The 20482-nt window shown below is 32.1% G+C and carries 14 protein-coding genes and 1 pseudogene; 7 read left to right on the top strand and 8 right to left on the bottom strand.

The window, feature by feature from the left end; translation table 11 throughout:
- Positions 1-4 precede the first annotated feature (4 nt).
- The 3 genes from HMPREF2629_RS02030 to HMPREF2629_RS02020 all read right to left on the bottom strand — a co-directional run bounded on the left by HMPREF2629_RS02030 (position 5) and on the right by HMPREF2629_RS02020 (position 2916).
- Positions 5-766 carry an alpha/beta hydrolase gene (locus HMPREF2629_RS02030; protein ID WP_070813122.1) on the bottom strand — a complete coding sequence of 254 codons (762 nt, stop codon included), beginning with the start codon at positions 764-766 and terminating at the stop codon, positions 5-7.
- A gap of 136 nt (positions 767-902) precedes the next feature.
- Entirely contained in the window at positions 903-2138 is a 1236-nt protein-coding gene (gene arcA, locus HMPREF2629_RS02025) for an arginine deiminase (protein ID WP_070813121.1), read from the bottom strand.
- A 253-nt stretch (positions 2139-2391) separates the two neighbouring features.
- Positions 2392-2916 (bottom strand): immunodominant staphylococcal antigen IsaB family protein, encoded by a 525-nt coding sequence (locus tag HMPREF2629_RS02020; RefSeq protein WP_070582785.1) that lies wholly within the window; start codon positions 2914-2916, stop codon positions 2392-2394.
- 331 nt (positions 2917-3247) lie between these two features.
- Between HMPREF2629_RS02020 and HMPREF2629_RS02015 the strand changes: the two genes are divergently transcribed.
- Entirely contained in the window at positions 3248-3646 is a 399-nt protein-coding gene (locus HMPREF2629_RS02015) for a YolD-like family protein (RefSeq protein WP_070436318.1), read from the top strand.
- 45 nt (positions 3647-3691) lie between these two features.
- Here the strand turns inward: HMPREF2629_RS02015 and HMPREF2629_RS02010 are convergent, their stop codons facing one another.
- Positions 3692-4213: an immunodominant staphylococcal antigen IsaB family protein gene (locus tag HMPREF2629_RS02010; protein WP_017175483.1), complete on the bottom strand. Its 522-nt coding sequence runs from the start codon at positions 4211-4213 to the stop codon at positions 3692-3694.
- Positions 4214-4415: 202 nt separating this feature from the next.
- On the opposite strand from HMPREF2629_RS02010, the gene HMPREF2629_RS02005 reads away from it, so the two are divergent.
- Entirely contained in the window at positions 4416-4922 is a 507-nt protein-coding gene (locus HMPREF2629_RS02005; RefSeq protein ID WP_070813120.1) for a hypothetical protein, read from the top strand.
- 55 nt (positions 4923-4977) lie between these two features.
- Here the strand turns inward: HMPREF2629_RS02005 and HMPREF2629_RS02000 are convergent, their stop codons facing one another.
- A complete protein-coding gene (locus HMPREF2629_RS02000; RefSeq protein WP_070813119.1) occupies positions 4978-7806 on the bottom strand; it encodes a YhgE/Pip domain-containing protein in 2829 nt (942 codons plus the stop codon).
- A gap of 264 nt (positions 7807-8070) precedes the next feature.
- Here HMPREF2629_RS02000 and HMPREF2629_RS01995 point away from each other — a divergent pair, with 264 nt between their 5' ends.
- On the top strand, positions 8071-10272 hold the full coding sequence (locus HMPREF2629_RS01995) for an amidase domain-containing protein (RefSeq protein WP_070813118.1): 2202 nt from the start codon (positions 8071-8073) through the stop codon (positions 10270-10272).
- A gap of 54 nt (positions 10273-10326) precedes the next feature.
- Here HMPREF2629_RS01995 and HMPREF2629_RS01990 read toward each other — a convergent pair whose 3' ends face one another.
- The 3 genes from HMPREF2629_RS01990 to HMPREF2629_RS01980 form a co-directional block, all read right to left on the bottom strand.
- Positions 10327-11904: a YfcC family protein gene (locus tag HMPREF2629_RS01990; RefSeq protein ID WP_049335181.1), complete on the bottom strand. Its 1578-nt coding sequence runs from the start codon at positions 11902-11904 to the stop codon at positions 10327-10329.
- Between the two features lie 275 nt (positions 11905-12179).
- Positions 12180-14375 (bottom strand): LPXTG cell wall anchor domain-containing protein, encoded by a 2196-nt coding sequence (locus tag HMPREF2629_RS01985; RefSeq protein ID WP_070813117.1) that lies wholly within the window; start codon positions 14373-14375, stop codon positions 12180-12182.
- Positions 14376-14493: 118 nt separating this feature from the next.
- On the bottom strand, positions 14494-15105 hold the full coding sequence (locus HMPREF2629_RS01980; protein WP_070813116.1) for a metallophosphoesterase: 612 nt from the start codon (positions 15103-15105) through the stop codon (positions 14494-14496).
- A gap of 256 nt (positions 15106-15361) precedes the next feature.
- Between HMPREF2629_RS01980 and HMPREF2629_RS01975 the strand changes: the two genes are divergently transcribed.
- From HMPREF2629_RS01975 to HMPREF2629_RS01965, 4 genes and pseudogenes are all read left to right on the top strand, one after another.
- Positions 15362-16246, top strand: a complete 885-nt coding sequence (locus HMPREF2629_RS01975; RefSeq protein ID WP_070813115.1) for a LysR family transcriptional regulator — start codon at positions 15362-15364, stop codon at positions 16244-16246.
- Between the two features lie 253 nt (positions 16247-16499).
- Positions 16500-16667: a hypothetical protein gene (locus tag HMPREF2629_RS11120; protein ID WP_170076316.1), complete on the top strand. Its 168-nt coding sequence runs from the start codon at positions 16500-16502 to the stop codon at positions 16665-16667.
- 241 nt (positions 16668-16908) lie between these two features.
- Positions 16909-19066: pseudogene (locus HMPREF2629_RS01970) on the top strand (MMPL family transporter); the annotation flags it as partial.
- Positions 19067-19451: 385 nt separating this feature from the next.
- The gene (locus HMPREF2629_RS01965; RefSeq protein ID WP_019834761.1) at positions 19452-20393 is read left to right on the top strand and encodes a glycine betaine ABC transporter substrate-binding protein; all 942 of its coding nucleotides are present in this window, start codon (positions 19452-19454) and stop codon (positions 20391-20393) included.
- Positions 20394-20482 lie beyond the last annotated feature (89 nt).

Genomic DNA, 20482 nt, shown 5'->3' with positions numbered 1-20482 from the left:
TTTTTTATTTCTCTACTAACCATTCAATTGTACGTTCAATTGCTTTGTCCCAAAAAGCATAGTCATGTTCCCCAGGTCCTTCTTCATATTTATAATTGATACTTTTTTCATCTAAATATTTCATAAATCGTTGATTATCATCATATAAGAAATCTTCTGTGCCACATTGAATAAAGAGTTCTGGAAGTGTTGCGTCTTTATCAACCGCTTCATCCACTAAGTGATAGGTATCTAACTCTGTACCTTTAACTTTTAAAGCATCACCGGCAATGGCTTTGGGGTCAAAGTCATTCCACTCAATATCGAGTAATGATTGTACATCAAATACTGCTGACAATGGCGCTGCTTTAGAAAATAAATGACTTTGAGTTAAAGCGAATTTTATTGTTCCGTAACCACCCATTGAATGACCTGCAATAAAATTATCTTCTCTTTTTTTAGATACTGGTAACACTTGATGTGCATAATTGTAAATTTCTAATATATAGTCATAGTAGCTATGACCAAACGCCATATTCGCATAGCCACTGTGATCTGCATTCGGCATAATCACTGCCAACTGATGTGCTTCTGCATAACGTTCAATACTCGTTAGTCGCATATACGATGTCGCATCACTTGATAGACCATGGAGCAGTAATAACATTTTTAAAGGTTTTACAGGTTCATGTTGTTTAAAAAAGCTATCGTCTTCTGGAACGATGGCTGTAAACGATTGATTCATCCCAATCGTAGGTGATTTATAATTAATAGTCATAAATGCCATATTGTTTCGTCCTTCCAATTTATAAGTATGATATCTATTTTACACTTTTTGTAGACTAATGGAATGTTTTTTAATATAAAAAGACGCTAGCCAAATGACTAACGTTTTTGACTATAAATTGTTTCACGTGAAAACATTATATATCTTCTCTAAATAAAGGTTGACTCATACATCTTGGACCTCCACGACCACGTACCAATTCACTACCTTTAATTTCAATCACTTTAATACCTTTGTCACGTAATAATTGATTAGAGACATAGTTTCTATCGTATGTCACCACAACGCCTGGACGAATACATAATGTATTAGACCCATCGTTCCACTGTTCTCTAGCACCGTCTATGACATCTCCATTACCAGTAGGTATAAATTCTACGTTATCTACACCTAATGCATTGGCTAACGTTTCTCGTAGCTGTCTAGAGTGTGTAATTTTAATATCATCTTTCATTTCATCTTGCTCAATTGTAAAGATATTCATGTGATTCTCTTCTTTAAAAATAGCTGCATGCACTGTAAATTTGTCATAATCAATCATTGTAAATACAGTATCTAGATGCATAAATGTACGACTATTAGGTATTTCAATCGCAAGTACTTTTTTAAATGTAGTATAGTCATCTTTAAATATATTTCTTGCTAGCCGCTCAATGGCTTCAGCTGATGTACGTTCTGAAATACCGATAGCTAATACTTCTTTAGAAAGCACAAGCTCGTCTCCACCTTCGATGTTAAACGGTGATGTACGATCAAGCCACACCGGTATATCTGCATCTTTAAAACGGGGGTGATATTTTAGAATATACGTCATAAAAATAGATTCACGACGTCTTGCGCGCCAATACATACGATTGATCGACATACCTCTACCAATACTTGCTTGAGGATCCCGTGTAAAATATAAATTAGGCATTGGATCTAAATAGAATGGATAACGATCATCTAAATATTCAACGAGATGCGTTGTTTCAAGTTGAATGTCCTCTTTACGTATCCCAGACATCATTGTTTCAATTAATGCTTGATTTGATAATGTTGAAAGATATGTTTTAATTTCTGTCTCATGACCTAAAATTGTTTTTTGAGATTCTGATAAAATATCGTCAATTAATTGCTGTCTTACATCTTCATTTTCAATCGCTTCAGCAGCAAGTTGTTCTAGATAAACGACTTCTACCCCTTCACTTCTAAGTGTTTCTGCAAATTGATCATGCTCTTCTTGTGCCACTTTTAAATATGGAATGTCGTCAAACAACAATCCACTTAAATGATCAGGTACTAAATTTTCTAACTCTTTACCTGGTCGTTTGAGTAGCACTGTTTTTAATGTACCGATTTCATTATTAACTTGAATTGGCCCCTTTGTCATTTGTATTCCTCCTTCAAGTAAATGGTATAGTGATATGTCATTATCATGAAGCAGTGGTTCAAAATATACATTTCATGTATATAATTCTATCGTAGCACTAAATGTTAATTTCCAATAATAAAACCTTTTAATTATCGATTAGAAGACGATTTTAAAATTTTAACTTGAAATACCTTTTTATAATCATTTAATATTTATTCGCCTATGTGTATAAAAAATGATTGAAGCGAGTACGTTCACTTCAATCACCCATTTAATTCATTGCTTTTTGTACTGTACTATAGCCTAATACGACTCGGTCTACTTTACCTTTATTAACATCAAACCAAACTGTCATACCATTTTGTTTAGGTTGATAATAATAAATACCTGTTGTGTTGTTTTTACCATTATCAATTTTTTGTAGCTCTTTACTATATACTTTTTTAAGTTGTGTTAATGAAAGTTGACCTTTGACTTCCATATCTAGTAACGAGGCAGTTTTACTATCTTTAGATACATTTCTGAAGTATTGATCATATTTTAATACCGATTTATTAGATGTTGTCGATTTAATTTTAATGCCATTAAATTTAACATTTTCAGCTTTAATCGCAGTTTTAAAATTTTTATCTAATACGAATGAAGCATTTTGACCTGCATAACCATTATAGTTGTAATATGATGACGTTGCTGCGTGTGCAGTCGGCTGTTGAACAAGTGCATCTGTGACGCTAGCACCTAATAGTGTACTAAACGCTATTGTTGTAGCTACACATACTTTTGTTGTCTTTTTCATATGCGTCTTCCTCTTTCTCTTTAAACTACTCATATCATACTTCATTACTCATATCTATACAATCATTATAGCAATTGGTTATCTATTTAAATATTTTTTTATAAAATTGTGTTATACTATAAATAGGAGTAATAGTTCTATTTACTCCTTCATAAAAAGTTATACTACGTCATAACATTAGACCACGAGTTTACTTCCCCTTTGTTAAACTTGTGGTCTTATGATATATAAATTCATTATTTTAATTTTTAAATATAAGATTTATTTATATTATGAGAAACCACTTCCGAAAAGCGAACATATGTTCTATAATATTATCGAGGTGGTTTTAATGATTCCTGATCAATACAAACATGAAACAGATTATCGTAACATTCCTAGAGAATATTTAGACGCTAATATACCACAAGGACGTGGCATGATTAAGTGGGCACCTTTTGCAGTGATGCCTGAACAATATGAACGAATAAAAACTTTTATCGAAAATCAAAATAAAATAACGATGCCCTCTTTGTCGGATGATCAATTCAATATTCTGAATAGACGATTAATCGAAAAATATACAACTCATCAACTCGCTATGATTAGTTATTTTAGAAATGGTACGATTCATTCTATTGCAGCTTATATTAAACGTATTGATATTTTAAAGCGGTATATTACAATTAGTAATGAGAATGGCTCACAAACAATGCAACTCGAATTTGCAGTATTATGTCACATTGAATAATAAAAACGAGCGAGAATTGAACTCAATTCCGCTCGTATTTCTCATTTATTTACTTGTTGTGACACCTTCATAGCCAATATCTACTTCTACTGTTCTTCCATGTGTTATAACAAAAGAAACAATTAATCCATCTTTCTTAGGTTGATATTCGAAAATACCACTTTTTTTATCACTTGGAGTACCCTTTACTTTTTTAAAGTCTGAGCCATACGCTTTTTTCAATTGATTATATGTCAAATCCCCTTTAACACTAAATTGAACTTTATTCGCCTTTTTACCATCTTTACTTACACCAGTAAATGTTTGGTTATATTTTTCAAGTTTTTTATTACTATGCACTTTTTCAAATTTTATTCCATTCATTGTTACATTTCCATATTTAACTGCTTTAATAAACTGTTTATTGGTTACAAATTTTGCGTCTTTATCTACATACCCGTTATATACATAATATGGCTTTGTAGCTGCATGCGCTGTATCCTCGATTGGTAAAACAGTTGTACTTACGCCTAACATTGTCCCAAATGCTAAAGTAACTGATGCTATAGATTTAACTATTTTATTCATGATTGTCCTTCTTTCTCTAATGGATTTTTATTTCACTATTATTATCTCATACTCTTTGTCTTAATTCACTGTACTTTAGATGTATCTATCACAGAATTATGTAAATAAAATGTAATATGATTTGGTTATATACATACTACCTATTTGTTGAACTTTGATTATAATAAACTAAAGAAATGAATTAAAAATGGAGGACTATCATTTGAAAAAAATATTAGCAACTATAGTCATTATATTACTTGTTGTGGCATTAGGATTCTCAGTCTTTTTTGCAGCCACTCATTCTAATCAGTCTGACCCAAATCAAACACAATCTACTAAAAAGAAAGATAAAAAAGAAACTACTTCTGAAAGTCATACAGTTCAATCTAATGAAACAAGTCAGTCTGACAAGGGTACCACTGCGCAATCTGAGTCAACAAGTCAATCAATACAAGAACACGAACAAACGACACAACGTCATTCTACTGTTCAGACTACACAGCCAAAAACAAGTGAATCATCAACTACGTCACAATCACAACATCGTTCAGAAAGTAACACATCAAAACGCCCTACATCTCAAAGCACAGAAGAAAAAACATCTTCAGAGCAAACATCAACTGAACAACCTTCAACAGAAGAAAAACCTTCTTCACAACAAAGTACTCCATCATCTACTGAAAATCACACTAATCATAGTAGTGAGTCTAATAACAAATCTAATTAAAAATAATAGCCTGACTGATAATGATGTTTCATTATCAATCAGGCTCTTTTATTTTCTATTCTGTTACTTTACTTTCTTCTACGCGTTTTGCAATCTTAGTCATAATTGGATCTAAGAATGGTTTAGCAATAAATCCAATTAAGAAGAAACCAAGACCGAAGAGTCCAAATATAATTAATTTTGTAATTAAAATTTCTGGTACAATACCACCGACTACTTCACGTAAACAATCAATTAAATACGTAAATGGTAAGTACGGTGAAATGTTTTGGAAGAACTTAGGTAGTGTAGCCACTGGGAAGGTACCACCGCCACCTGCAATTTGTAATACTAAAAGAATAATGGCTACAGCTTTACCTGGGTTACCCAGTATAGATACACACGTATAAACAATGGTATTAAACACAATGGCTCCAAAAAGTGCCACAAGGACAAAGAGCAATGGTGATTCTACTTGTGCACGAAGTAAGAATAAGTCACCTGTTGTAACAATAAGTGTTTGTAATATTCCCATTGTTATAAAGAACATCCCTTTACCAAGATATTCTTGACGTTTTGTTAATTGATCAGCAAGTTCTTCATGTTTGTTGTGTACAGTTAATAAACTTACTAATAACAAGGCACCTACCCAAATAGATAATGCTGTATAGAACGGTGTCATACCTGAACCATAATCTCTGACTGGGAAAACATCCACAGTTTTCTTATTAATTGGGTTTGCGATAACATCTGCTTGTTTTTTCAAGTCGTTTTTCAGACTATTAACAAGCTTATCTACTGCATCATCATCGTCCAATTGATTGAATATATCATTAGCCTTATTTAAATCTCTTTCGATGCCAGGTAATTTTGTTTGTGCAAAGTTCGCTAAATTCGCTAAAGCTTCTTTTGCTTTTGGCTGATTTTCATCTAATAGATTAACTGCATTATCATACTTATTAAATAAAGTTGGTAAGTTAGCATTAACAGTAGCTGTTGCATTCGCAAGACGTTGTTCTAAATCAGGCAAATCATTACGTACGAAGTCTGCAGCTTTGGCTACATTTTTTCGTACTGTTGGGAAGTAATTTTTAGCAGTTTGAGTTGCTTCAATATATCCCGCTTCAAGTGATGGTAACTCACTTTGAAGTGTTGCAATACGAGTTTGACCATCACCTACAATGTGTTGACCTGCTTGAATCACTTGATTAATCGTATTTAATTTAGATTGCACATCTGATAATACGACTTGGCCTTCACTTAATTGTTTTGTAATATCATTAGAAACTACAAGTAAACGATGATTTAAATTATTTTTAATGTAATCTCTATAACTACCTAAACCAGAATTTAAAGCTGGCAAGCTTCTTAATACATTAATAGACTCCGCACTACCTTTACCACCACTTGATAATGTATCAATCAATTGGTTAGTAGAACGTAACGTATCATTAATACGGTTATTGGTACTTTCGATTCGTTTAATTTGTGGTGCTAAATTCACATGTTCACGTTGTTGTAATTCTTTTAATACATCAATCAATTGTTGATTGTATTTTGAAGTGTTTTCTAAACGTCCTTTAATATTTCGAAGCATATCATTATATTCTGTTGGACGATTAGAGGCAATAACACCATAAGTAATATCTCTTAAAGCTTTCACATCAGATTGTGATGCCTTAGCTTGCTTATCTGCATTTGAAGATAATGCAAGTAACGCTTCAGCCAGTCCACTATTCATAGATTTAATATCTTCATTTGAAAGGATTTGACCATTAGGTAGTTGATCATTATTTGAATGATCACTTAATTTTTGAATCGTATATTGAGGCATGCCATTGTCACTAGTTGTCGCACTTTGTTGTCGTAAATTATTATTCACATTACCATTAACTGCTTGTGCTCGCCTAGTTGCCTCTTGATAATCACCGACACGTTGCTTAGCCATACCTAAATAACCTTGTGCATCGTTAAGTTGTTGATTAGCTAAGTCTAATCCTTGACTCGCAATATCTACCCCTCTATTAATTTTAGGGAACGTCTGAGGAACATCATCTGCTGCTACATTCACTAATTTCTGAATGTTAGGCATATATTCATTCAATGCGAGAATGAGTTTCGCTTTTTGATTTAAAGAAGGAATAGCTGCATTGACGTCATTTAATTTTTGTTGAGCATTTAAAATATCATCTTTATAGTTATCTAAATCACGGAATTGATTCGCATATTGATCAAGCTGATCTTGATGATCATTAAGGTAAACAATTCTATCTGCAATTTTATTCAATTTAGGTAAAGATTGATGGGCAGCATATACTGCATTTTTAATTTTATTGATGGTTGGTACTTCGTCTTCAATTTGAAGACCTACTTTATTTGCTGCTTTCAATAATGCTTTCGTTACAGTAGTATTAAATTGTTTATTGGCTTCATCAACAATAATTGTCGAACCGGTATCAGTCATTTTAGGGGCGACAGCATTAATTTTTTGGTTCACTTTATATGTAATATCTGCTTTTTCCGGATGTTTACGAAGTGTTCCCGTAATTTGATGTGTAAATTTCTTAGGTATATAAATTCCTGCATAATATTTACCCATTCGTATTTCATGATCTGCTTTCTCCCGACTGACAAATTGCCAATCAAATTTATCATTGTTCTTCAATGTGTCTTCGAGCGTATTACCTACATTAATTTTCTTACCTCGAATTTTATCGCCTTGGTCTTCGTTTACAACTGCCACTTTAATATGACCTGTATTACTATATGGATCCCACATTGCCCATAAATTAAACCATGCGTAAAATGAAGGTAAAATTGCCAAACCGCCTAGAATTACCCAAGCAGCAGGTGTTTTAGCGACACGCTTTAAGTCTGTCAAAAATAATTTAAACGCGTTCTTCATTTTCACTCTCCTAAAAATGAAATATTAAGAATTTATATCAATATGATTTAAAACATTGTTTTTTATATCGTAGAATTAGTATAATACTTTTATCACGAATGCCATAATTAGTTGATATACGTCAACAATTAAAATGGTACTCATGCATTATAGCAGAAAATAATTTTAGCGACAAAGCTAATGCTACGTTAAAATACGATAGAAATCGTCTGACTTAAGACGGATTTATAAAATATATTATACAAAAGTAAGGAGCGTTTATTGATGTCGAAGCAAAAATTCATGATATATTTGCTAACTACAACTCTGGTTTTACCAACATTTACGTCTAGTGTTGCTCAAGCTGAAGAGACTACAAAACAAACTAAAACATCTGAATCAAATAATGAGGATTCAACTTCTACATCAGAAACAACACGTACTGAAAGCAATGAAACTCCATCTTCAGAAGATTCAACTTCTGATAGCTCTGATAATAATAAAAAGCAAGACTCTCAGTCAAAAGAAAGTCAATCAGACACAGTTTCAAATGAAGATGCCGCTTCTCATTCTAAACCATCATCAACACATTCGAAAAATAATCGTTCATCTAATACTAAAGATGAAGACACGTATCATACACCATTATCTGTATTTAGCATGAATGGTTCAAATCATTCATTCTCATCAAATTTTTTAGATCCTAGTCACTTTGAAAATGGCTTTAGTTTAACAAGTTTGATTTCATCTTTATTCCATTTTGATGATGATATTTCTAAATATGAACATGTTGAAAGTGATTCATCTTCATCTAATACTAATGATGACAAAAATGCAACGAATATAACTTCTTCAGATGAAGATCGTACTGAATCATCACAGCAACACACAACAATCGATGCATCACCTCAAGACTCATCTGACAAGTCAAATAGTCATACCACATCATCAAATCAATCTGATGTACTAACAGAAAATAATCAATCAGATCAACCGTCTGAGTCATCATTTAAATATAGTAACAGTAATAACAATCATTCAACTGATGATTCTAGCGTAAGCAAAGCTTTAGATTCATTGAATCAATTAGCTTCCGATTTAAATGATTCTAATAATAATGAGTCATCGACATCTGAAAGTAGCAATCAATCAACATCACAGCAAACAACAAACAACACAACATCTCAAACCGCTCAGGAAGATCAAGCAACGTCTAACAAAGATCGTCAACAATCAGAGGATGTACTAGATGCGCTTCTTGATAAATATAGTGATAAAGCACAACAAACACATGAAGACTATACATCATCTAAAAAAGACAGCACATCTCAAGTATCACAAAATGAAGATTCAAAAAAAGATACATCAACAACTCAAGACCAACTAAACACAAATAAAGACAATCCACAATTACCAACGGAAAAACAACTAAAACATAAACAAGAAGCACCACAATCATTTGAAAATGATTTTAAACAAAGTAATACACGCGCTATAAGTTTATTCCAAGATGTACCACAATTAGATGGGAACAATGTTACTAATGGAAACATGGCAGTGGTAGAAAATAAAGCAACACGTGAATTTATTACATCTATTGCCAAAGATGCGCATAAAATTGGGCAAGATAATGATATTTATGCTTCTGTTATGATTGCGCAGGCCATTTTAGAATCAAGTTCAGGTAATAGCGCTCTTGCACAAGCACCAAACTACAATTTATTCGGTATGAAAGGTAGTTATAAAGGTGCTTCAGTTAACTTCAATACACTTGAAGCTAGCAGTAATAATAATATTTTTAGTATTAATGCTAGTTTCCGTAAATATCCAAATCTTAAAGCTTCATTAAAAGATTATGCTGATTTAATCAAACATGGTATTGACGGTAATCCTACAATTTATAAATCATCTTGGAAAAATATTGCACCAAGTTATCGTTCAGCAACACGTCATTTAAGCCAAACTTATGCGACTGATCCAAACTATGCAACGAAATTAAATAGTTTAATTGAACATTACAATTTAACTGATTTTGATAAAAAACACATGCCTGATTTAGATAAATACTCAACATCAACAGGAAGTAGTGGCACAGATGTTTCAGGAAGTGCATTTAAGCCATTTTCAATTTCAGATGTTGCTTCACCGTATCCACATGGTCAATGTACTTGGTATGTGTACGAACGTGTTCAACAATTTGATAAACATGTAGGCGGTCATTGGGGCGATGCACATAACTGGGATAATAGCGCTGAAGACGCAGGTTATAATGTAAGTACAACCCCTAAAAATCATACAGCAGTTGTATTTGAAGCAGGCCAATCTGGAGCAAGTGCGTTATATGGCCACGTTGCTTTCGTTGAAAAAGTCAATGATGATGGCTCAATCATTATTTCAGAATCAAATGTAAAAGGATTGGGTATTGTATCCTATCGTCAAATTGATGCGGATACTGCCTCATCTTTACACTACATTCAACCTAAATAAATGCACAACAAAAGCCATTGAGTTTCAAAAATTTGAAACTCAATGGCTTTTTTATTATGAATATACTAATACTTGGGCAACTAATAAGCCACCGCCAAAGATAAATACAAAAACGACAATTGGCCATACAAATTTAAACCAATGTGAATATTTCATATCCAACATTTGTAATGTAGCCATAATCAATCCTGTTGGTGCTAAAAATAGCATCGCATATTGTCCAAATTGATACGCTGTAACAATCACAAATCGAGGAATACCTACTGTATCAGCAAGTGGTGCAAATATTGGCATGGCAAGTACAGCCAATCCTGATGATGAAGGAATAATAAATCCTAGGAAGAAAAAGATAATCAATAATACAAGAATAAACAGTGGGCCATTCGCATGTTTTACGAGTGATGATGAAAAATTTAACACTGTATCTGAAATCAGCCCATCATTCATAATCCTATTAATACCACGTGCAAGACCAATGATTAATGATACGCCTACTAAGCTTGATGCACCATTAACAAATGCATCGACCACTTTTTTCTCACCTAAGCCATTCTTACCTAATGCGACAATAAGCATAATCACAATGGTAAAGGCTAAAAACATAGACGCCATAATCGGGAACCACCATCCCTGAGTCATGACGCCCCAAACCATAATTGGGAAGGGCAAGATAAAGAGTATTAAAATAATTTTTTCACGTAAGGTAAAGATACTGTCTTCACTATTATTCTTAATCACTGACCATTGTCGTTCAAACTTCACTTTATCATCATAAGTGTATGATCGTTTCGGATTTTTTTTAATGCGTTTTGCATACCAATATAAATATCCTATCGTAAAGATGGTTGCTACAATAAGTCCAGCAATACGCCAATACAATCCATCTACAAAGGTTGTTCCTGCGGCATTAGAGGCGATGACTACTGAAAAAGGGTTAACGGTTGAAAACGTACTCCCAATAGAACTCGCCAGGAAAATAGACCCTACACATATAATAGAGTCATAGCCCATCGCTATAAAGATAGGTACCAACACTGGATAGAAAGCGACCGCTTCTTCTTCAATGCCACATAACGTTCCACCTAAAATCATTAAGATAGATACCATAAAGACCAGTAAAAATTCATGTCCTTTAGTTTTTTTAGTTAATGCTAATAATCCCGATTCAAAAGCACCACTCGTTTGTACGACGCCTATTAAACCACCAAGCACAAGAATAAATACCATGACATCGACAGCTTCAATCGTTCCATTTACCATACTTGTCGTAATTTGATCGGGACCCGCTGGCTTTTGTTTCAAGCGCTCGTAAGTTCCAGGAATCGATATCGGTTTATTGATAGCACCTGATTTAAATTGGTTCACATCAATTTTGACACCTAATTTATCAAGTTGATTTTGTGTCCCTGGGACTGTCGTTGTTTTATGATGTGCATCGACAATCTTAAATTCATGCGCTCCTGCATTATAAGAAAGCTTAGAATATGCACCTGCTGGCACAATCCAAGTTGCTAACACTGCAATAATGGTTAAAATAAATAATATTGTAAATGCACCAGGCATTTTTAATCGAAACCGTTTTTTCTCTTTGTTATCAGATACTGTATGAGATACACCTTCACCGTGTTCCATGCTCCCCACCCCTTTAATCTTAATCACTTCAATATGTACTACGTCATAATTACAATTGAGTCATTTTAAAATTGTTTTTTCACACTTTAAGTTTATGTCTAATGCATATGACATTCAATGATGATGTAAAGTAAATTGATTATTATTCATACTTTGGATACATCTTTTACATATGTTGGTTGAGTTGTCCATTTTAGTGCAACAACTCAATATATAAAAATAGAGTAAATAATTAATGTTCAATGACATTAATTATTTACTCCTATTTATTTGGTTTAGTTATTAGATTGGTGATGTTTACGACGACTGAACCATACAAGTGCACCGCCTGCAATAGCAATCACTGCTACAATTGGAATCCAGTTTTTCTTAATGGCTTCACCTGTTGCAGGTAATGATAAATTTCCATCACTATTAAATAAACCGCTAAGTAAACCATCATCGCCTAAATGACCTAATGATAAACCTTGTGTTGGATTAGGAATATCACTTATACCATCAAGTAAGCTATTTCCATTTGTTAATCCATCAAGCAAACTACTACCTGAAGGAAGATTACCTAATAGACTTGAACCGAGATTGGAACCACTTGTGTTACCCGTAATACGATCTAATAATGATGGGCGATTTACAATTGGATCAAGAATATAATTTAATCTATTTTTGGCTTGACCTAAGCTATTTTGAAGTTGTAATAAGTCATTTGCTTTACCATTAATTGTACTTTTCACTAAATCCAAAGCATTCGCTTTGTCAGATTGTACTCTTGAAATAATATCAGCTAAAACCTTCGCTTTTGCTTGGTTTAATTTTGTTGCTAACATTGTTTCAATAGCTTGTTTACGATTAGACGTTTTATCTAAAATATCATTTAAAATATCATCACTAGACACAAGACCATGTTGATTAAATGCTTGTTTTAAGCGATCAACAATTTGTGAATTTGTTAAATGGTCATTGGCTAATCGTTTCGCAATAGTAGCCGCTTCATTTTGCCCTAAACGTGTAGATAAAATTGTTTTTAATAAATCCTCTTTATTAGTAGCTTGTTCTAACATAGATTTTAAAATGTCATCACTCGTTGTTGAAGTTAATCCATCAATTTGTTTCATAATCTGATCTGCAATTTGTTTATCAGACTGCCCTTTTGTTTTAATATTTTTCAAGATGTGTTGTGCTTCATTTTTACTAAACACGCTGTTTAATATATCTTCAGCTGCATGTTGTTTGTCAGACGCTTGTTGCAAACGATTAAGAATAATATCACGGTTATTCTCTATATTTTTACGTACAGTTTTAATGTCATTATCAATAGCTTGTTTATCTTTTTTCGCTAAATCAGCTTGATTTTGAATTTTATCACGTAAATCAGATAATTGTTCTAATTTACGATTGATATATAAATGACTAGCATCATCTTTACTATTTTCAATTTTAGCAATAGCTTGATTAATTTTTTCAGTTTCTGATAATTGGTGATTCACTTTATCAAATTGATGATGTCGTGCATCTGTATCTAAGTCTTGATCTTTATGCGTATTGTTTAATTTAGCTAATTCATCTAATACATGATGGTTTGAATTAGAATGTGTTGTGTCTTCTGTTATTGGCGCATCTTGAGTGCTAGATGATTCAGTTGTCGTCTCTTCAGTATTATTGTCATCACTTGGTAATTGGTTTGAATTGTTTTCTTTTGAACTTTCGATTTCTTTTTTAGCACTATCGATATCATTTTTAATACTATCTAATTTATCAACAATAGAAGTTTCTGATTTAGAAGAGGTTGGTTGATTTGAAGGATCCTCAGTTGTTGGTGCTTCTTTTGATGATTCTTCCGTAGTGGATTCCTCTTTCGTTACTTCATCAGTTGTGTTTTCAGAAGTATTTGATTCAGAAGACGAAGATTCATTTGATGTTGTTGCATCTTTTTGTTGACCGCTATCAACTTTATTAGATAAAGCATCTAAATCTGATACGATGTTATCTAAATCACTTGATATATTAGATGTATCATCAGCAGAAGTGTCGTTACTTGTTGTAGCTTTTTCTTCTGTTGACGCATCTTGAGTGCTAGATGATTCAGTACTATTATCCTTGTTTGAAACGTCCGTTGTGTTTTCTTGTGCTGTTGCTTTATTTTCTTTTTTCGCTTCTTTGATTATATTTTTAATTTCAGTCTGATTTTTAGCACTTTCAATATCTTCTTTATAACTTTTTAACTCAACTGCACTTAAATGTTTTAGTTGCTTAATGTCTTTTTTCGCTTTATTAATTGCATCTTGTAAATCTTTTTGAACATGTGTTGAAGTTTCAGAAGTTGCTGTTTCTGCATCTTGTGTTGCTGCAAATGCATCTTTAGTAAACCCGTAACCTACAAGTGAACTACTTAATATTAAAGCTGAACATGACACTTTTAAATACGAACTTAACTTCGACATTTTACGATTTTTGTTTTGCGTATTTTTATTCATTAATGCCACCCTTTTTTAGTGATATTCCATTTCATTATATAACATTTTACATAAAACTTGAATGTCTTATTATATTTTTATTTATTTATTTTCATCAAAGATTAAACACCATTAACTATTATATTTTTAAGCGTTTTATATTCATTTTTCGAATATTCGTTACCTCTATTGAATACTGATATTGACCTGTTAAATCAATCAGCGATAAAAACTTATTATGTCCTGCGCCTGTATCTATAGATAGTTCATTTTTATTTTTATAAATGTCGTCTTTTTTTAATCCATAGCGATAATTCGGTACATGGCCATGAACTAGATATTTATTTTTAGGAATCTGACGATTAAGCGAATGTGAATAATGCCCAGTAGTATATTCTTTAATCTGCTTATTCAAAGGTTTATTGGTATCTATTCCTGCATGTGCAAAAATATAATTACCAATCACTTCAACAGCAGATAATTCACGTAAGAACGCATGCCAACGCTTAATCTTTTTATTTTTACTATTTAACCAGCGCATTTCATGGTTACCTGCTAAAGCAATCGCACCACGTCGTTTTAACCTTTTAACTAATTTTAATGTTCCAAATGAATCCGGTCCATTATTGACATAATCCCCCATAAGTACGAGTTGATCTTTTTTGGGATTATATTTTGCTCGTTTTAAAAGTATGGAAAGGGCTTTTCGATGTCCATGAATATCAGAAATCACAAGTAGTCTTTCTGACATGTAAATCTCTCCTTAAATGTAAATGCTTTATGTTGTAAGATTTGTTACGCAACATTGTTATTACCCTCAATTTTTAATTTAATACATGAGAGCGTAACAAAATTTTTATTCAATCCTCTACTGATGATACTGTATATCCCATTATAATGTATCAACATTAACTAACTTTAAACAATTTATTAACGTAACCTCAAAATTCTTTCTTTAATATAAATAATAGAATAGAAAAAATTTATATATTTTGGGGAATTAATTTATGAATACAAAACAAATGATGATTTTTAAAAATTTTGTTGAATTGCAGAATGAAAATGCTGTTGCTGAAAAACTGGGGATAACGCAACCAACTGTAACATTTCATCTAAAAAATTTAAATAACGAACTTGGAATACCTTTATATTTTAAAAAAGGAAAATGTTTCAATTTAACCGATGCTGGAGACTTACTTTATCGTAATTCTAATAAAATGCTAAATTTAATTGATGAAACAACAAATATGATTGAAGAATTCAAACAATCTAAACGTGGAACTTTACGCGTTGGAGCAAGCCATGCACCTATTTATAGTATTCTTCCTAGCACTTTAAAAAAATATATGCATGATTATCCAAATATTGATATTAATTTAATTGTAGATACTGCTCCTATAATACTAAATAAAATAAAAGATAGAGAGATTGATATCGGTGTTATTTCAGAAAAAGGATTCAATGAAAAAGAATTGAAAGTGAAACGTCTTCAAGAAAATCCACTTGTTATCGCAATGGATAAAAGACATCCTTTGGCTTCAAAAACAGATATTTCATTAGAAGATTTAAATGCGTATCGTTTCATTATTCATAGTAGTGGTTCAACACGAGAAAGTATTGATGATTGGCGAAAAAACAATTTTATTGATTTAAATGTTCATATGGAATCAAATAGTATTAGTAGTATATTAACAATTATTAAAGATTCTAATTATCTAAGTCTTGTAAGCCAAAGCACCTTATTCCATCATCCTAATATTATTGGTAAGTCATTAAAAGAAGGCCCACCTTCAAGCTATATCTCTATCGTTTACCGGGCAGATCATCGTCTCACTTCTCTTATTCAAAACTTTATGACATTAATCTATTCTTTAAAAAATGAAAGTATTTAGACGTCAATGAGATGAAAAGATCATTTATATAACCAAAGGAGTAGAAAACAATTCTTGTAGAATTCATTTTCTACTCCTTTTAATTATTTTATTAAATGTAAATTTATTATAAATTTTATTAATAAATAACTATAAAAATGATAACATTTTTACATTATATTAATAAATCGCTATAAAAATTTGTCTGTTCCTAATATAATAAAATTAAGAGAACACCGTTTTCATCAATTTTGATATGAAGGAGGCTGAGTTGATGCTTATACTTTCTATTATTTTACTAGTAGTGGGTATCATACTCATCTCTATTAGTAGCTTCGTCGTATATAGACAAGATATTGATCTTAGAGAAAAAATATATTTACCTGGCGTTTTATTTGTACTCATTGGTGCAATTTGTCTTATCGGATATTTCGTAGCTTAAATTTATACATATCATAAAGAGAAGGATAACGAATTTTAAATGAATGTTATCCTTCTCTTTTTTATGCTCCTCCTCACTTCTTCTATAAAAAAACAACAATTTTAATAAAATGTTGCATTTTCCAACGTCTTAAATTTTTTAATGGTACACATATAATCAAACTCTTGTTAAATTATAAAATACGTTCTATTAACGTACATTGTCTAATAACGCTATTTTAACAATAAAAGGAGGTATTATATTGGCAAATCTATTATATAAACTTGGTACATTTATCGCTAAGCATAAATGGCTAAGTATTATTATATGGTTAGTCGTACTTGGTGTAGTGATTGCGCCTCTATTAGTTACTTCACCAAAATTTGATAGTGATATCAAAATGAATGGATTAAAATCCATTGATACGAATGATAAAATCAGTAAAGAATTTCATCAAGACAGTGAAAAAGCGTCCATGAAGATTGTCTTTCATTCAAATAAAGAGGATGGATTGAAAGATAAAACAACGAAAAAAGACATAGAGGATGCCTTAGATAATATTAAACAAGATGATGATTATATACAAAACATTTCTAATCCATATGAGTCGGGACAGGTCAATAGTGAAGGCGATACAGCTATTGCTAATATCAGCTATGTTGTCCCTCAAACAAGTATGCAAGATTCATCTAAAAAGATAGTAAATAAAGCACTTCAAGATATTAAAGATAATCACAACATTCAAATTGAAAAAACAACTGGTATGTCAATGGGCTCTGAACCTGGTGGTGTTTCTGAAATAGTAGGTATCGTAGTTGCTTTCATTATTTTACTTATCACATTTGGCTCTCTTATTGCAGCAGGTATGCCAATTATTAGTGCGATTCTTGGTTTAGCAACAAGTGTCGGTATGATTTCATTACTTACATTTATGTTTGACATTCCAAACTTCACATTAACACTAGCTGTAATGATTGGCTTAGCGGTAGGTATTGACTATTCTTTATTTATTCTATTTAGATATAAAGAAATTAAAAAATCAGGTACTGCCACGGTAGAAGCAATTGGTAAAGCAGTAGGTACTGCAGGTAGTGCTGTTATCTTTGCTGGTATTACAGTAATGATGGCAGTGTGTGGTTTATCACTAGTAGGCATTGATTTCTTAGCAATTATGGGATTTGCTTCAGCTATTAGTGTGTTATTCGCTGTTTTAGCAGCCTTAACATTACTTCCTGCATTAATTAGTATTTTCCATAAAAGTATTAAAATTAAAAATAAGCCTACTAAAAATAAAGACCCTAAACATCATCCATGGGCTAAATTCGTTGTAGGTAAACCTGTGCTTGCAACGATTATTAGTTTAGTGATTCTTATTCTAGCTATCATTCCAATCACAGGCATGCGTCTTGGTATTCCTGATGACAGTCTTAAACCAAACGATTCTTCTGAGCATAAAGCGTATCAACTGATTTCAGATAATTTTGGTGAAGGCTATAACGGACAAATTGTAATGTTAGTGAATACTAAAGATGGTGGAAGTAAAACATCAATTGAAAATGATTTAAGTAATATGCGTAGAGATATAGAAGCTTTAGATAATGTAGATACAGTATCTAAAGCACAATTGAATGGTAATAATCACTATGCTATCTTTACGATTATTCCAAATGAAGGTCCAAACGCTAAATCTACCACAGATCTTGTATATGAATTGAGAGATTATCACAAAGATGCCGAAGATAAATATCATTATGACACTGAGATTTCTGGTCAAAGCGTCATTAATATCGATATGTCAGAAAAACTGAATGATGCTATCCCAGTATTCGCTAGCGTTATCGTTATACTAGCATTTATTTTACTTATGATTGTATTTAGATCTATCCTTGTGCCATTAAAAGCAGTACTTGGATTTGTCTTATCATTAATGGCAACCCTTGGATTTACAACCTTAGTCATGCAAGATGGTGTGATGAGTAGTCTATTTGGTGTAGACAATACAGGTCCATTACTTGCCTTTTTACCTGTTATTACAATCGGTTTATTATTCGGATTAGCCATTGACTATGAATTATTCTTAATGACACGTGTTCATGAAGAATACAGCAAAACTGGAGATAATGATCACTCTATTCGCGTAGGTATTAAAGAAAGTGGTCCAGTTATCGTTGCCGCTGCATTAATTATGTTCAGTGTGTTTATTGCCTTTATCTTCCAAGATGATACTGCAATTAAATCAATGGGTCTTTCTCTTGCATTTGGTGTATTATTTGATGCTTTTATTGTCAGAATGACATTAATTCCTGCTTTAACTAAATTATTCGGTAATGCATCTTGGTACTTACCGAAATGGTTAGGTGTTATATTACCTAAAATTGACGTTGAAGGTAAAGCATTAGAAGAACATCATGAATCTTCTACTTCTAATTACAAACATTCAGAGGCCCCTCGTTATAGAGAATTCGTTGATACACAAGATGTATCTTATCAACATCAAAATCGCAGCTATGCTACCCATTCTAATAATTATAATGCATATGATGATGTTGATTACGAAGCTTTATATACCGAAGAAGGTACACCTGAAACGGTTCATTCTAAGCGACAAGAACAGCATGACACTACAACTTATTTTGATAAAACCACACACCTATACAAAGATTTAACTGATAATAATACGGAGCAGGATGTATTATTTAAAGCATTGATGCTTTATGCCCGCGAACATAATCAACATGTTTACGATAAATATCAAACGAGTCATACAGACAATAGAAAAGATGATCAGGGAGGCGAAAGATATTGATGCTTAAATCACGCGTATCAAAATTTTTAGTACTATTAGCCACACTCACACTAGCCATAGTTTTAAGCGCCTGTGGGAATAGTCAATCCAACTCCTCTACACAAAGTAAAACCGAATTAGGAGACAAAACGATTGAAATCCCTTATATTGCAAGTGATAATTCAACTGCACGTTCACTTGTGATTGCGGAAGTATTAAAGAAAGCTGGTTATGATGTTACAACTACACCTGTGCCAGCAAGTGGACCATTATATGCAACAGTGTCTGCAAGTGATGATGCATTTCATGCTTCAGGTATTTTTCCAGAAACAGATAAAAGATATTATGATAAATTTAAAGATACACTTACTTTATATGATGAGAAACATTTAATTGATCATGTTAATGTTGGATTAGCAGTACCTAAATATGTTCAGAACATTGATTCAATTAAAGATTTAAAAGATGATAAAGATTTTGGTAAATCTGTAGATTGGACAATTCAAGGTACTGATAACAGAAATGGTGTTATGCAACAAACGAATGATGAATTAGATAGAGACGATTTGAGTAAATATAGCCTAGATAAAAGTTCCGATCAGGAACAATTCAAAAAAATTCAAAAAGCATATCAACAACAACAACCTATTCTTTTCACATCAATGGAACCAAATTGGTTCTCTAAAGAATTAGATGTCAAAATGCTTAAAGATCCAGACAAAATTTATGGAAATAATAAGCAACATATTGATTTAGTATTCAATCATAATTTTAAAGAAAAACATCCAGCGGCATATGACATTGCAACACGTATGGCAAAAGATTGGGATCAAAAAGATGAGGAACGTTTAGCTAAAAACATCTTTGTTAAAAGTAAAAATCCTGAACAAGTAGCAAAAGATTATGTAGACAATCATGATCACAACGTCGATGATTGGTTAAAAGATATCGACACTAAATAAATATTAAATTGACACTTTATTTGACAATTAAGTGTGGCGAAGAATATTAAATATTCTATCGTCACACTTTTTTATTATCATATTAAAGA

The sequence above is a fragment of the Staphylococcus sp. HMSC034C12 genome (assembly GCF_001835895.1).
Classification (GTDB): Bacteria; Bacillota; Bacilli; order Staphylococcales; family Staphylococcaceae; genus Staphylococcus; species Staphylococcus hominis.
This window is presented reverse-complemented; position numbering and strand designations above follow the sequence as displayed.

Coding starts and splice junctions, on each gene's coding strand:
- HMPREF2629_RS01990 (WP_049335181.1), bottom strand. CDS start 11,904: ATGGAACACGGTGAAGGTGTATCTCATACAGTATCTGATAACAAAGAG.
- HMPREF2629_RS01965 (WP_019834761.1), top strand. CDS start 19,452: ATGCTTAAATCACGCGTATCAAAATTTTTAGTACTATTAGCCACACTC.
- HMPREF2629_RS02000 (WP_070813119.1), bottom strand. CDS start 7,806: ATGAAGAACGCGTTTAAATTATTTTTGACAGACTTAAAGCGTGTCGCT.
- arcA (WP_070813121.1), bottom strand. CDS start 2,138: ATGACAAAGGGGCCAATTCAAGTTAATAATGAAATCGGTACATTAAAA.
- HMPREF2629_RS01985 (WP_070813117.1), bottom strand. CDS start 14,375: ATGAATAAAAATACGCAAAACAAAAATCGTAAAATGTCGAAGTTAAGT.
- HMPREF2629_RS02015 (WP_070436318.1), top strand. CDS start 3,248: ATGATTCCTGATCAATACAAACATGAAACAGATTATCGTAACATTCCT.
- HMPREF2629_RS01995 (WP_070813118.1), top strand. CDS start 8,071: ATGTCGAAGCAAAAATTCATGATATATTTGCTAACTACAACTCTGGTT.
- HMPREF2629_RS02030 (WP_070813122.1), bottom strand. CDS start 766: ATGGCATTTATGACTATTAATTATAAATCACCTACGATTGGGATGAAT.
- HMPREF2629_RS02010 (WP_017175483.1), bottom strand. CDS start 4,213: ATGAATAAAATAGTTAAATCTATAGCATCAGTTACTTTAGCATTTGGG.
- HMPREF2629_RS11120 (WP_170076316.1), top strand. CDS start 16,500: ATGCTTATACTTTCTATTATTTTACTAGTAGTGGGTATCATACTCATC.
- HMPREF2629_RS01980 (WP_070813116.1), bottom strand. CDS start 15,105: ATGTCAGAAAGACTACTTGTGATTTCTGATATTCATGGACATCGAAAA.
- HMPREF2629_RS02020 (WP_070582785.1), bottom strand. CDS start 2,916: ATGAAAAAGACAACAAAAGTATGTGTAGCTACAACAATAGCGTTTAGT.
- HMPREF2629_RS01975 (WP_070813115.1), top strand. CDS start 15,362: ATGAATACAAAACAAATGATGATTTTTAAAAATTTTGTTGAATTGCAG.